We start from the raw sequence: 12,643 nt of genomic DNA, 5'->3' as shown, positions 1-12,643 counted from the left end.
CCCTCACTCCCCCGGCCACTGCGGCGTGCGCTTCTCGTTGAAGGCCGCCACGCCCTCCGCCCGGTCCCCGGAGAACGCCACCGAACGCCACGCCGCGTCCTCGACCTCCAGCCCGGCCCGCAGGTCCAGTCCGTGCCCGAGCCGCAGGGCCCGCTTGGCGGCCCGCAGCCCCACCGGCGAGTTGCCCGCGATCCGCGCCGCCAGCGCCAGCGCCTCCTCGCGGTCCCGGCCCTCCTCCACCAGTTCGTCCACCAGGCCGATACCGGCGGCCTCCGCCGCGTCCAGCCGCCGCGCCGTGAAGATCAGCTCGGCGGCCCGGGCGGCGCCCACCCGCCGGGGCAGCAGCTGCGTGCCGCCGCCGCCCGGGATCACGCCCACCGACACCTCCGGCAGCCCGACCACCGCCGTCGGGTCGGCCACGATCAGGTCGCAGGACAGTGCCAGCTCGAAGCCGCCGCCCAGCGCGAAGCCGTGCACGGCCGCGATCGTGGGCATCGGCAGCTCCAGTACCCCGGTGTACGCCCCGCGCGCCACCGGCCGCTGCTTCACCAGGTCGGCATCGCTGAAGGAGTTCCGCTCCTTCAGGTCGGCCCCGACGCAGAACGCGCGCTCGTGCGAGGAGGTCAGCACGACCACCCGCGCCTCCCGGTCGGCGGCGAGCGCCGCGCACGCGCCCGCGAGGGAGCGGGCCATCTCCGTCGAGACGGCGTTCATGGCCTTGGGCCGGTCCAGCACCAGCTCCGCCACGTGCCCGTGCCGCCGCACCAGCACGAACTCCCCGTACCGCTCCTCGCTCATGACACCCTCCGGTTAACGCGGGTTAACTCACTGTCGGCCCGATCATCGCAGCCGCACCCCGCCCCGGGAAAGGGCCGCCCACACGGCCGCCCTGCACCCGTTCGAGTGACATCCCGGCCGTCTCGCCCCACACCGCCCACGGCAGCGCATAACGTGCGCTCCGCGCCACGGTGGGGAGGGGACCTCATGAGACCGACACGCGCCCAGTCCGGTACCGGGGAAACGAATCAGCGGACCTGCGCCGCGCAGAGCGCCGCGCCCTTCGCCCGTCGTGGCCGGCACCGCAGGCCCCGCCCCCGCAAGGTGCTGCTCGCCGCCGGGGGACTGGCGCTGGCCGCCGGCGTCCTCAGTCTCGTCCGCGTCGCACCGGAGTCCGGCGTCGGCGCCCCGGACACGGCGCAGGCCGAGCCCCGTCCCGACCCGGGCGGCGGCGTCACCGCCCGCTCCTCCGACACGGCCGCGACCATCGGCGCCGCCCGTCCGACCCGGCCCTCGGCCACCTCGGCCATGGGCGGGGTGAGCGCGGCTCCGACCGCTCCGGCGGAGACGGACGAGGCCGTTCCCGGTCCCTCGGCCACCCGCCTTCCGGCCCCGAGGGTCACCGGCGCCCCGACCACCGCCCCACGGCACACCGACCCGGCCACGACCGCACCGCGCCCGTCGCCCACGGTGCCCACGCCGACCAGGACCGAACCGGCGCCCGCGCCCACGCCGAGCCGCGGCCCGACGGTTCCGCCCACCCGGGACGACGGGCTGTGCCTACCGGTGATCGGCCTCTGCGTGGACGCGCTGGGCGACGGTCAGGACTGACCGTCGCGGCGGCTGAGCAGCCACGGCTCGACCACACCGAGCCCACGGACCGGGCGCTGCCACATCGGCTGGAGCGCGAAGCGGTACGACGGCGGCTCCTCGCCCTCCTTCTCCGCGGCGGCCGCGGCCTCGGCGGCCTCCGCCTCCGAGGCGGGCGCCTCCTTGGTGCGGATCAGCTCCTCGGCGAACGCGCTGTCCACCAGGACGGCGTCGCGCGGGGCTATGGAGGTCAGCCGGGAGGCGAGGTTGACGGTGGTGCCGAAGACGTCGCCCATGCGCGTGGTGACCGTGCCGAACGCCATGCCGACGCGCAGCTCCGGCATCGTCTCGTCGTTGGCCATCGTCTCGACCAGGCGCAGCGCGATGTCGGCGGCCGTGCCCCCGTCGTCGGCGACGTAGAGCACCTCGTCGCCGAGGGTCTTGATGAGCCGCCCGCCGCGCGCCGCGACCAGGTCGGCGGCCGTGGTCTCGAAGGCCTCGACCAGCTCGCCGAGCTCCTCCTCCTCCATCCGCCGGGTCAGCCGGGTGAACCCGACCAGGTCGGCGAAGCCGACCGCGAGCCGCCGGTCGACCATCTCCTCGTCGTCGGCGGTCTGCACGACCCGGCCGGCCGAGGCGGCGAGCTGCCGCCGCCACACGTAGACCAGGAACTCCTCCAGCTCGGGGAGCAGCAGCTCGACGATCGGATAGGTGACCTCCGTGCGGGTCATGCCCGGCTCGGGCGGCTCGGTCAGGCCCTCGAGAAAGGAATCGATCTGCCATTCGGCCAACCGGGCGGTGGTCTGCCCCGTGGAGCGGGCCACCTGCACCGCCATGGCCTCGCTCAGCAGCCCCGCCTCGACCAGACCGGCGAGCCGTCGCAGGGCCAGTACGTCGGCCTCGGTGAGCGCCTTGGCCTGTCCGATGTCGGCGAAGCCCATGGCTCGCCAGAAGCGGGACGCCAGCTCCATGGAGACACCGGCGCTGCGGGCCGCCTGGAACGGGGTGTAGCGCCGCTCGGCGCCGAGAATGAGCTGCTCGAGGCGCAGGGCGAGCGGATCCTCGCCGGGGTCGGCGGCGTGGGGATCCACCCGCGCGTCCGCGCCGGAGCCCGTGTCGTCGACGGTCACGCCTGCTGCCCTTCCGATCTGTCACGGTCAGGTACGACCGGGCTCAACTCTACGGCAGGTGTGCGCCAGCTCACTCCGTCGGGTTGAGCCGGGGGTTACCCCTCCGGCACCGGCCGGCCGACGCCTCTCGCCGGCGGCCGCGGCGGGCTGCCGCCTTCGGGCTCGCCCGGCCGGGCCATGTCCAGGACACCATCCATCGGCCCCGGCCGCGGGCGCGCGTAGGCCGTTCGCGCGGTTCCCCGTCCGGGGCGGTCGCCGGCCCGGCTCAGCAGCAGCCGCCTGGCCGCCGACCCCGGCCGCGGGCCCCGCGGGCCGGTCGCGCAGTTCCCCGCGCCCCTTCAGGGCGCTCCCGGCACAGGGCACGCTCACCGCCCAGGGCGAGGCCCCCTACCCGGCCCAGCAACAGACACCCGTCCGCCGTCCCCGGCCGCGAGCCCGCGGGGGCCGGGCGCGCAGTTCCCCGCACCCCTTCAGGGCGCTCCCGGCACACGACGAGAGGAAGCCGGTCCCGGCTCAGCGGGCGACACCGAACCGCCGACCTTGGACGCGGGCCCGCGGGGGCCTACGCGGGTCGCAGGTGGACGATGTCGCCCGCGCCCACCGGCTCCCGTACGCCCGTCTCCGTGGCGATGACCAGGCGGCCGTCGCCGTCGACCGCGATCGCCTCTCCGACCACGGAGCGGTCCCCGGGGAGTTCCGCGCGGACGGTGCGGCCCAGCGTCGCGCAGCCCGCGGCGTAGGTCTCCTGCAGGCCGCTGACGGCCGGGTCGCCCCCGGCCGAGCGCCAGCGTCCGTACCAGTCCTCCAGGGACCGCAGCACGCCCCGCAGCAGCGGATCCCGGTCCGTGCCGACCGCCCCGGCCAGCGCCAGCGACCCCGCCTGCGGCACCGGCAGCTCCTGGGCGCGCAGGCTGACGTTGATGCCCACGCCGATGACGACCCCGTCGTCCCCGGCCCGTTCCGCGAGGATGCCGCCCGTCTTGCGCTCCTCGCCGCCGACGGTCACCAGCAGGTCGTTGGGCCATTTGAGTGCCGTGTCCACGCCGGCCGCGCGGGACAGCCCCGTCGCCACCGCGACACCGGTGAGCAGCGGCAGCCAGCCCCAGCGGGCCACCGGCACCTCGGCCGGCTTGAGCAACACGGAGAAGAACAGGCCGGACCGCGGCGGCGCGGTCCACTGCCGGTCCAGCCGGCCCCGCCCGGCGGTCTGCTCCTCGGCGACCAGCACCGCCCCCTCGCCCGCCCGGCCGGCCGCGGCGCGGGCCACCAGGTCGGAGTTGGTCGATCCGGTCCGCCGGACCACCTCGACCTCCGACCACAGCCCGCCCTCCCGGACCAGCCCGCGCCGCAGCGACACGGCGTTCAGGGGCGGACGGTCCAGATCCGACCAGCGGTTGTCGTCTGATGCATTGTGCGGCGTCATGCAAGTCACCCTAGGTGTGGGAAACGCCGCACTGCTGATGCGCGGCGGCACCACTACGCTACGGATGAGTAACCGTCCCCCCTTTTGAGCAGGCAGGGAGCCGCGATCCCGATGTCCGAGCCGGAAGAGCGCCAAGAGATCGACATCCACACGACCGCGGGCAAACTCGCGGATCTGCAGCGCCGCATCCACGAGGCGACGCATGCCGGCTCGGAGCGCGCAGTCGAGAAGCAGCACGCCAAGGGCAAGCTGACGGCGCGTGAGCGCATCGAACTCCTCCTCGACGAGGGTTCCTTCGTCGAGCTCGACGAGTTCGCCCGCCACCGCTCCACCAACTTCGGCCTGGAGAAGAACCGCCCGTACGGCGATGGCGTCGTGACCGGCTACGGCACGGTCGACGGCCGCCCCGTCGCGGTGTTCTCCCAGGACTTCACCGTCTTCGGCGGAGCCCTCGGCGAGGTCTACGGCCAGAAGATCGTCAAGGTGATGGACTTCGCGCTGAAGACCGGCTGCCCGGTCATCGGCATCAACGACTCCGGCGGCGCGCGCATCCAGGAGGGTGTGGCCTCGCTGGGCGCCTACGGTGAGATCTTCCGCCGCAACACCCACGCCTCCGGTGTGATCCCGCAGATCAGCCTCGTCGTGGGGCCCTGCGCCGGCGGCGCGGTCTACTCCCCCGCCATCACCGACTTCACGGTGATGGTCGACCAGACCTCGCACATGTTCATCACCGGCCCGGACGTCATCAAGACGGTCACCGGTGAGGACGTCGGCTTCGAGGAGCTGGGCGGCGCCCGCACCCACAACTCCGCCTCCGGTGTGGCCCACCACATGGCCGGGGACGAGAAGGACGCCATCGAGTACGTCAAGCAGCTGCTGTCGTACCTGCCGTCCAACAACCTCAGCGAGGCCCCGGTCTTCGCGGAGGAGGCGGACCTCACGGTCAACGCCGAGGACCTGGAGCTCGACACCCTGGTCCCGGACAGCGCGAACCAGCCGTACGACATCCGCACGGTGGTCGAACACGTCCTGGACGACGCCGAGTTCTTCGAGACGCAGGCCCTGTTCGCGCCGAACATCGTCACCGGCTTCGGGCGGGTCGAGGGCCACCCGGTGGGCATCGTCGCCAACCAGCCGATGCAGTTCGCCGGCTGCCTGGACATCGACGCCTCGGAGAAGGCCGCCCGCTTCGTGCGGACCTGCGACGCCTTCAACGTCCCGGTGCTCACCTTCGTCGACGTGCCGGGCTTCCTGCCGGGCGTCGACCAGGAGCACACGGGGATCATCCGGCGCGGTGCCAAGCTGATCTTCGCCTACGCCGAGGCGACGGTCCCGCTGATCACCGTCATCACCCGCAAGGCCTTCGGCGGCGCCTACGACGTCATGGGCTCCAAGCACCTGGGCGCCGACCTCAACCTGGCCTGGCCGACCGCCCAGATCGCCGTGATGGGCGCCCAGGGGGCCGTCAACATCCTGCACCGCCGCACCATCGGCGAGGCGGAGGCCGGCGGGGAGGACGTCGACGCCGTGCGCGCCCGGCTGATCCAGGAGTACGAGGACGCCCTCCTCAACCCCTACGTCGCGGCCGAGCGGGGCTACATCGACGCGGTGATCATGCCGTCCGACACCCGCTCCCACATCGTGCGCGGCCTGCGTCAACTGCGCACGAAGCGGGAATCCCTGCCTCCGAAGAAGCACGGCAACATTCCCCTGTAGGACCTGTGGGGCCCGTCCGGCGGAGCACGGCGGACGGGTCCCCGCCCCGCGCACCCCTGGAGCGGTCATGAACATCAAGGTCGTACGAGGCAACCCGACGCCGGAGGAGCTCGCCGCCGCCCTGGCGGTGGTCCGGGCCCGCGCCGTGGCGGCCGCCGCGGCGCCGCCCGGCGCGCCCGGGACGAGGGACTCGTGGTCGGATCCGGCCCGTATCGCGTCCGCCCGTCTGCCCCGGCCGGGCGCGGCGTCCTGGACCCGCACCTACTGGCCGAGCTGAACGCCGGGCCGGGCGCCAAGTTGAGTACGGGTACTCAGGCGCCCGGCCCGACGCCACCCGCACGCTGGAGGAATGCTGTGGTCAGACCCCGAGAACGAGCCGCCCGAAGAACTGCGTGACACGCAGGAGATGCTGCGGCGGCTCGGACTCGTCCTGGCTCTGGCGATGGTGCTGGGGATGATCGTGATCGGCCTGCGGTAGCACGGCGCCCGATCCGTGCGGGAGGGCCTAACCTGGCCGCATGACTGCCAAGCCACGCAGGCGACTCGTGCTCGCCTCCCAGTCCCCCGCCCGGCTCGGTCTGCTCCGCCAGGCGGGCCTCGCCCCCGAGGTGATCGTGAGCGGGGTCGACGAGGACGCCGTCACCGCGCCCACCCCGGCGGAGCTGGCGCTCGCCCTGGCCGAGGCCAAGGCCTCGGTGGTGGCGGCGAAGCCGGAGGTGCTGGGCGCCCTGGTGATCGGCTGCGACTCGGTGCTGGACCTGGACGGCCAGGCGCTCGGCAAGCCCGCCGACGCCGAGGAGGCCACCGCCCGCTGGAAGGCCATGCGCGGACGGGCCGGAACCCTGCAGACCGGGCACTGCGTCTGGGACACGACGGCGAAGCGCCACGTCTCCGCGACCGCCTCCACCGTCGTACGCTTCGGCGAGCCCTCGGACGAGGAGATCGCCGCGTACGTCGCCTCCGGCGAACCCCTCTACGTCGCCGGGGCGTTCACCCTGGACGGCCGTTCGGCGCCGTTCATCGAGGGCATCGACGGCGACCACGGCAACGTGATCGGCATCAGCCTGCCCCTCGTCCGCCGCCTGCTGGCCGAACTCGGCGTCGGCATCACGGAGTTGTGGGCACCGGCTGAGTGACCTGGGCGGGGACGGAGTCGCGCGGCTCCTCGCCCCCGTCCCGCCGCTCGCCCGTCGCGCCGTGCGCCGCGCCCGCGGCCTCCGGGTGCACGGCGGACGGCTCGGCCTCCGCCCGCGGGTCGCCGCCCGCGCCGGGGGCGCCGCCGGACACGCCCTGCTCCGGGCCGCCGTCCCGGTCGTAGGTCACCAGGAGCAGGACGACCAGGCCGAGCATCACCACCATGAACACGAAGGCCGGCCAGCCCGTCAGGCTCAGCGCGAAGGCCCCCAGCAGGCCGTGCACGACCGCCACGCTGATCAGCAGCACCCGGCCGAAGCCGGCGGGGGCCCGGTCGCGTATCGCCACCAGCAGGGCCACCAGGGCGCACAGAGCGAAGTAGAGGCCGAAGACCAGGCCGCCGATCTTCGAGGACGTCGACATGACGTCCGGGTCGAGTCCGGCCAGCGACATCTTCTGGCGCTCGACGACCATCCCGAGGAACCAGTTCAGCGCCCCGATGCCGAACGCCTCGCCCAGAAGGACGATCGCGACGACCCATGCCACCGGCCTGCGCACCACCGGCCCCCACCCACTCTCCAGCCAAAACCCGGTTACTCCGGGTACGTTCGAGTCATCGCGAACGCTACTAACGGGTAAACCCTGGGACAAGGGTTCGGCCACCGGCAAAGAATCATTGGGCCATTCGTAGGGACTCGACAAAGAAACCGAGTGGGGCGCGGCACCCTCTCACAGAGACCTTGACCACACGTCGGGGCTAGGGTTGCCCGGAGGAGGCCTGCCGCACCCCAGGTGCGACATGGGCTTTCGCGGGTCGAGCGGGCCTCGGATAACGCTCCGTGTGGGCAAGCTCACCATTGGGAACGGGTCGATGAGCCGTGTCGGCAGTCCCTAAACTCGGCTTGTTTCAAGGAGGGAGCCTCAATCGTGCGCAAGGTGCTCATCGCCAACCGTGGCGAAATCGCTGTCCGCGTGGCCCGGGCCTGCCGGGACGCCGGGATCGCGAGCGTGGCCGTCTACGCCGACCCGGACCGGGACGCTCTGCATGTCCGCGCCGCGGATGAGGCGTTCGCTCTGGGCGGTGACACTCCGGCCACCAGCTATCTGGTCATCGACAAGATCCTGAACGCCGCCCGGGAGTCCGGGGCCGACGCCATCCATCCGGGCTACGGCTTCCTCTCGGAGAACGCGGAGTTCGCGCAGGCCGTGCTGGACGCGGGCCTGATCTGGATCGGACCGCCGCCGCAGGCGATCCGCGACCTGGGTGACAAGGTGGCCGCCCGGCACATCGCCCAGCGCGCCGGCGCGCCGCTGGTCGCCGGTACGCCCGACCCCGTCTCCGGAGCCGACGAGGTCGTCGCCTTCGCCGAGCAGAACGGCCTGCCGATCGCCATCAAGGCGGCCTTCGGCGGCGGTGGCCGCGGTCTGAAGGTGGCCAGGACCCTCGAGGAGGTCCCGGAGCTGTACGACTCCGCGGTGCGCGAGGCGGTCGCCGCCTTCGGCCGCGGCGAGTGCTTCGTCGAGCGGTACCTCGACCGTCCGCGCCACGTGGAGACCCAGTGCCTCGCCGACAAGCACGGCAACGTGGTCGTCGTCTCCACCCGTGACTGCTCGCTGCAGCGCCGGCACCAGAAGCTGGTCGAGGAGGCCCCGGCGCCGTTCCTCTCCGAGGAGCAGGTCGCCGAGCTGTACCGCGCCTCGAAGGCCATCCTGAAGGAGGCCGGCTACGAGGGCGCCGGCACCTGTGAGTTCCTGGTCGGCCAGGACGGCACGATCTCCTTCCTCGAGGTCAACACCCGCCTCCAGGTGGAGCACCCGGTGACCGAGGAGGTCGCCGGCATCGACCTGGTCCGCGAGATGTTCCGCATCGCCGACGGCGAGGAGCTGGGTTACGACGACCCCGCGCTGCGCGGACACTCGTTCGAGTTCCGGATCAACGGCGAGGACCCGGGCCGCAACTTCCTGCCCGCCCCCGGCACGGTGACCCGCTTCGAGGCGCCGACCGGTCCCGGCGTCCGGCTGGACGCGGGCGTGGAGGCCGGCAGTGTGATCGGCCCGGCCTGGGACTCCCTGCTCGCCAAGCTGATCGTCACCGGCCGCACCCGCAAGGAGGCCCTGGAGCGGGCCGCCCGGGCCCTGGACGAGTTCCAGGTCGAGGGCATGGCGACGGCCGTCCCGTTCCACCGCGTGGTGGTCAGGGACCCGGCGTTCGCCCCCGAACTGACCGGCTCCGACGACCCGTTCACGGTCCACACCCGCTGGATCGAGACCGAGTTCGTCAACGAGATCAAGCCCTTCTCCGCTCCGGCCGACGCCGAGGGCGAGGAGGAGACGGGCCGTGAGACGGTCGTCGTCGAGGTCGGCGGCAAGCGCCTCGAGGTCTCCCTGCCGTCCTCCCTGGGCATGTCGCTGGCCCGCACCGGTCTCGCCGCCGGTGCCAAGCCGAAGCGCCGCGCGGCCAAGAAGTCCGGCCCGGTGGCCTCCGGCGACACCCTCGCCTCCCCGATGCAGGGCACGATCGTGAAGGTCGCCGTGGAGGAGGGCCAGGAGGTCAAGGAGGGCGACCTGGTCGTCGTCCTGGAGGCCATGAAGATGGAGCAGCCGCTCAACGCCCACCGGTCCGGCACCATCAAGGGCCTGAACTTCGAGGTGGGCGCCTCGGTCACGTCCGGCGCCGCGATCTGCGAGATCAAGGACTGACGGCGGGCGTTCCCGAACACCGACGCCCGGTGGCGCCCGACAGGGCCCGCCGGGCGTCCGGCTTCCCGGAGCCGGCCCACGGACACGGGTCCCGGACGGCCGGTCCGTCCGCGTCCGTCCGGCGCCCCGCAGCCCTGCGGCGAACCGGCGGCGCGGCGCCCCGGCCCGAGCCCGACGGCTAACCCGGCGGCCTCGGCGCCCCTGAAGACCCCTCAGCGCCCGTGGCGGCCTCAGGCAGCCCCCGCGGACGGCCCCCGCGCCCGTGCCGGCCTCAGGGACCCCCTGTGCGGGCCGCGCAGCGCCTGCGCGAAAACTCTCAGCGCCTGCGCAGGTCGGCGACGCGGCCCCGTTCGGCCCCGGCCGGCTGGTCCCCGAGCATGCCCCGCAGCGCGCCCCCGGCGACCTGCCCCCGACGGGGCCCCGGCAGGGAGGAGGACCTCTGCTGCCGGGCCGCGGGCATGGATTCACCCACCGGGTTTCCCCCCGCCCCCGCCACGGCGATCTGCACGCCCTGGTCGGCGAGGGCCTGCAGCTCCGTGCCGGCACGGTCGTCGTGCCCGGGCGGCTCGTCGGTGACCAGGCGGGTGATGACGTCGGTCGGCACCGTCTGGAACATCGTGTCGGTGCCCAGCTTGGTGTGGTCGGCGAGGATCACGACCTCGGCGGCGGCCTGCACCAGCGCCCGGTCGACGGACGCCGAAAGCATGTTGGACGTGGACAGCCCGCGCTCCGCGGTGAGCCCGCTCCCGGACAGGAAGGCCTTGGAGACCCTGAGCCCCTGGAGGGACTGCTCGGCGCCGGAGCCGACGAGCGCGTAGTTGGAACCGCGCAGGGTGCCGCCGGTCATCACGACCTCCACCCGGTTGGCATGGGCCAGCGCCTGTGCCACCAGCAGGGAGTTGGTGACGACGGTCAGCCCGGGCACCCGCGCGAGCCGGCGGGCCAGCTCCTGCGTGGTGGTGCCCGCCCCGACCACGATGGCCTCGCCCTCTTCGACGAGTCCGGCGGCGAGGTCGGCGATGGCCGTCTTCTCGGCGGTCGCGAGATGGGACTTCTGCGGAAAGCCGGACTCCCGCGTGAACCCGCCCGGCAGTACCGCACCGCCGTGCCGGCGGTCGAGGAGTCCTTCTGCCTCCAGTGCGCGCACGTCCCGCCGTACGGTCACTTCGGAGGTCTGGACGACGCGGGCGAGTTCACGGAGCGACACTGCTCCGTTGGCTCGCACCATTTCGAGAATCAATTGGCGACGTTCTGCAGCGAACACGAAACTGACAGTAACCCCAACGACCGTCTGGTTTCAGCAGTTTGCGCCGAATAACAGAAGTTGTTCGCACGGCATGGCGGGAGGTGGTATAGGACCTAGTCCGCCCGCCTATGCCGTACGCATGCTCGACAACTCCCTGTGACCAGCGGGAAGCCGGCCTCGGGGGGTCAGGCCTCGATGCCGGCCTTGCGCGTGTGCAACTGCCGCGCCACCTCGGCGATCGACCCCGAAAGCGAGGGGTACACCGTGAACGCGTTCGCGATCTGCTCGACCGTCAGATTGTTGTCGACGGCGATCGAGATGGGGTGGATCAGTTCCGAGGCGCGCGGCGCGACGACGACACCGCCGACGACGATCCCGGTGCCCGGCCGGCAGAAGATCTTGACGAAGCCGTCCCGGATGCCCTGCATCTTCGCGCGCGGGTTGCGCAGCAGGGGCAGCTTGACCACCCGGGCGTCGATCTTGCCCGCGTCCACGTCCGCCTGGCTGTAGCCGACGGTGGCGATCTCGGGGTCGGTGAAGACGTTGGAGGAGACCGTCTTCAGGTTCAGCGGGGCCACCGCGTCGCCGAGGAAGTGGTACATGGCGATGCGCCCCTGCATCGCCGCGACGGACGCGAGCGCGAAGACGCCCGTGACGTCACCGGCCGCGTACACGCCCGGCGCGGTCGTGCGCGACACCTTGTCGGTCCAGATGTGCCCGGAGTCGCGCACCTTGACGCCGGCCTCCTCCAGACCCAGGCCCGCGCTGTTGGGGATGGCGCCGACGGCCATGAGGCAGTGCGAGCCGGTGATGACCCGGCCGTCGGCCAGCGTCACCTCGACCCGGTCGCCGACGCGCTTGGCGGACTGCGCGCGGGAGCGGGCCATGACGTTCATGCCGCGGCGGCGGAAGACGTCCTCGAGGACCGCGGCGGCGTCCGGGTCCTCGCCCGGCAGCACCCGGTCACGGGAGGAGACCAGGGTGACCTTGGACCCCAGCGCCTGGTAGGCGCCGGCGAACTCGGCGCCGGTGACGCCGGAGCCGACCACGATCAGCTCTTCCGGCAGCTCGTTGAGGTCGTAGACCTGCGTCCAGTTGAGGATGCGCTCGCCGTCGGGGTTGGCGTCGGGGAGCTCGCGCGGGTGACCGCCGGTGGCGATGAGGACGGCGTCGGCGGTGAGGGTCTCCTCGGTGCCGTCGGCGGCGGTGACGACGACCTTGCGGGAACCGTCCAGGGCCTGCATGCCGTCGAGCCGGCCGCGGCCGCGCATGACGCGGGCGCCGGCCCGGGTGACGGACGCGGTGATGTCGTGGGACTGGGCCAGCGCGAGGCGCTTGACCCGTCGGTTGACCTTCCCGAGGTCCACGCCGACCACCCGGGCCGCCTGCTCCAGCGGCGGGGTGTCGTCGGCGACGATGATGCCCAGCTCCTCGTAGGAGGAGTCGAAGGTGGTCATCACCTCGGCCGTAGCGATAAGGGTCTTCGACGGCACGCAGTCGGTCAGCACCGACGCTCCGCCCAGACCGTCGCAGTCGACGACGGTCACCTCCGCGCCGAGCTGGGCGGCCACCAGGGCCGCTTCATATCCGCCGGGTCCGCCACCGATGATCACGATCCGAGTCACGTACCCCATTGTCCCGCACGCTTCAAGGTGCGACTGCCCCGGGGCGTCGGCCGGTGCCCGCGTTACGTGCGGGACGGGAGTT

12 protein-coding genes are annotated in these 12,643 nt (G+C 72.9%); 6 read left to right on the top strand and 6 right to left on the bottom strand.

The window, feature by feature from the left end:
• Positions 1–3: 3 nt before the first annotated feature.
• Positions 4–798: an enoyl-CoA hydratase/isomerase family protein gene (locus ACWCPN_RS21635; RefSeq protein ID WP_392292087.1), complete on the bottom strand. Its 795-nt coding sequence runs from the start codon at positions 796–798 to the stop codon at positions 4–6.
• 186 nt (positions 799–984) lie between these two features.
• Here ACWCPN_RS21635 and ACWCPN_RS21630 point away from each other — a divergent pair, with 186 nt between their 5' ends.
• Positions 985–1,608: a hypothetical protein gene (locus ACWCPN_RS21630; protein ID WP_451208463.1), complete on the top strand. Its 624-nt coding sequence runs from the start codon at positions 985–987 to the stop codon at positions 1,606–1,608.
• On the opposite strand, the gene ACWCPN_RS21625 is transcribed toward ACWCPN_RS21630, so the two are convergent.
• Both ACWCPN_RS21625 and ACWCPN_RS21620 read right to left on the bottom strand, forming a co-directional pair.
• Complete coding sequence (locus tag ACWCPN_RS21625) at positions 1,599–2,717, bottom strand: adenylate/guanylate cyclase domain-containing protein (protein WP_451208460.1); 1,119 nt, start codon at positions 2,715–2,717, stop codon at positions 1,599–1,601. The genes ACWCPN_RS21630 and ACWCPN_RS21625 overlap by 10 nt on opposite strands.
• Before the next feature lie 562 nt (positions 2,718–3,279).
• The gene (locus tag ACWCPN_RS21620; RefSeq protein WP_451208458.1) at positions 3,280–4,140 is read right to left on the bottom strand and encodes a biotin--[acetyl-CoA-carboxylase] ligase; all 861 of its coding nucleotides are present in this window, start codon (positions 4,138–4,140) and stop codon (positions 3,280–3,282) included.
• Positions 4,141–4,251: 111 nt separating this feature from the next.
• Here ACWCPN_RS21620 and ACWCPN_RS21615 point away from each other — a divergent pair, with 111 nt between their 5' ends.
• The 4 genes from ACWCPN_RS21615 (at position 4,252) to ACWCPN_RS21600 (ending at position 6,992) form a co-directional block, all read left to right on the top strand.
• Entirely contained in the window at positions 4,252–5,856 is a 1,605-nt protein-coding gene (locus ACWCPN_RS21615; RefSeq protein ID WP_199211735.1) for an acyl-CoA carboxylase subunit beta, read from the top strand.
• Positions 5,857–5,923: 67 nt separating this feature from the next.
• Positions 5,924–6,133: an acyl-CoA carboxylase epsilon subunit gene (locus ACWCPN_RS21610; RefSeq protein ID WP_392292083.1), complete on the top strand. Its 210-nt coding sequence runs from the start codon at positions 5,924–5,926 to the stop codon at positions 6,131–6,133.
• Between the two features lie 72 nt (positions 6,134–6,205).
• Positions 6,206–6,334: a morphogenic membrane protein MmpB gene (gene mmpB / locus ACWCPN_RS21605; protein WP_268894155.1), complete on the top strand. Its 129-nt coding sequence runs from the start codon at positions 6,206–6,208 to the stop codon at positions 6,332–6,334.
• A 40-nt stretch (positions 6,335–6,374) separates the two neighbouring features.
• A complete protein-coding gene (locus ACWCPN_RS21600; protein WP_199211733.1) occupies positions 6,375–6,992 on the top strand; it encodes a Maf family protein in 618 nt (205 codons plus the stop codon).
• Here the strand turns inward: ACWCPN_RS21600 and ACWCPN_RS21595 are convergent.
• The gene (locus ACWCPN_RS21595; protein WP_451208453.1) at positions 6,964–7,536 is read right to left on the bottom strand and encodes a hypothetical protein; all 573 of its coding nucleotides are present in this window, start codon (positions 7,534–7,536) and stop codon (positions 6,964–6,966) included. The genes ACWCPN_RS21600 and ACWCPN_RS21595 overlap by 29 nt on opposite strands.
• A gap of 381 nt (positions 7,537–7,917) precedes the next feature.
• Here ACWCPN_RS21595 and ACWCPN_RS21590 point away from each other — a divergent pair, with 381 nt between their 5' ends.
• On the top strand, positions 7,918–9,690 hold the full coding sequence (locus ACWCPN_RS21590) for an acetyl/propionyl/methylcrotonyl-CoA carboxylase subunit alpha (protein ID WP_199211731.1): 1,773 nt from the start codon (positions 7,918–7,920) through the stop codon (positions 9,688–9,690).
• A 316-nt stretch (positions 9,691–10,006) separates the two neighbouring features.
• On the opposite strand, the gene ACWCPN_RS21585 is transcribed toward ACWCPN_RS21590, so the two are convergent.
• Together ACWCPN_RS21585 and ACWCPN_RS21580 are read right to left on the bottom strand one after the other, a co-directional pair.
• Positions 10,007–10,954 (bottom strand): DeoR/GlpR family DNA-binding transcription regulator, encoded by a 948-nt coding sequence (locus ACWCPN_RS21585; RefSeq protein WP_451208450.1) that lies wholly within the window; start codon positions 10,952–10,954, stop codon positions 10,007–10,009.
• A gap of 167 nt (positions 10,955–11,121) precedes the next feature.
• Positions 11,122–12,570 (bottom strand): NAD(P)H-quinone dehydrogenase, encoded by a 1,449-nt coding sequence (locus ACWCPN_RS21580; RefSeq protein ID WP_451208447.1) that lies wholly within the window; start codon positions 12,568–12,570, stop codon positions 11,122–11,124.
• Positions 12,571–12,643: the final 73 nt, after the last annotated feature.

The sequence above is a fragment of the Streptomyces sp. NPDC002386 genome (genome assembly GCF_053593175.1).
The sequence above is the reverse complement of the archived record's forward strand: the minus strand, read 5'-3'. Positions and strand labels throughout refer to the sequence as shown.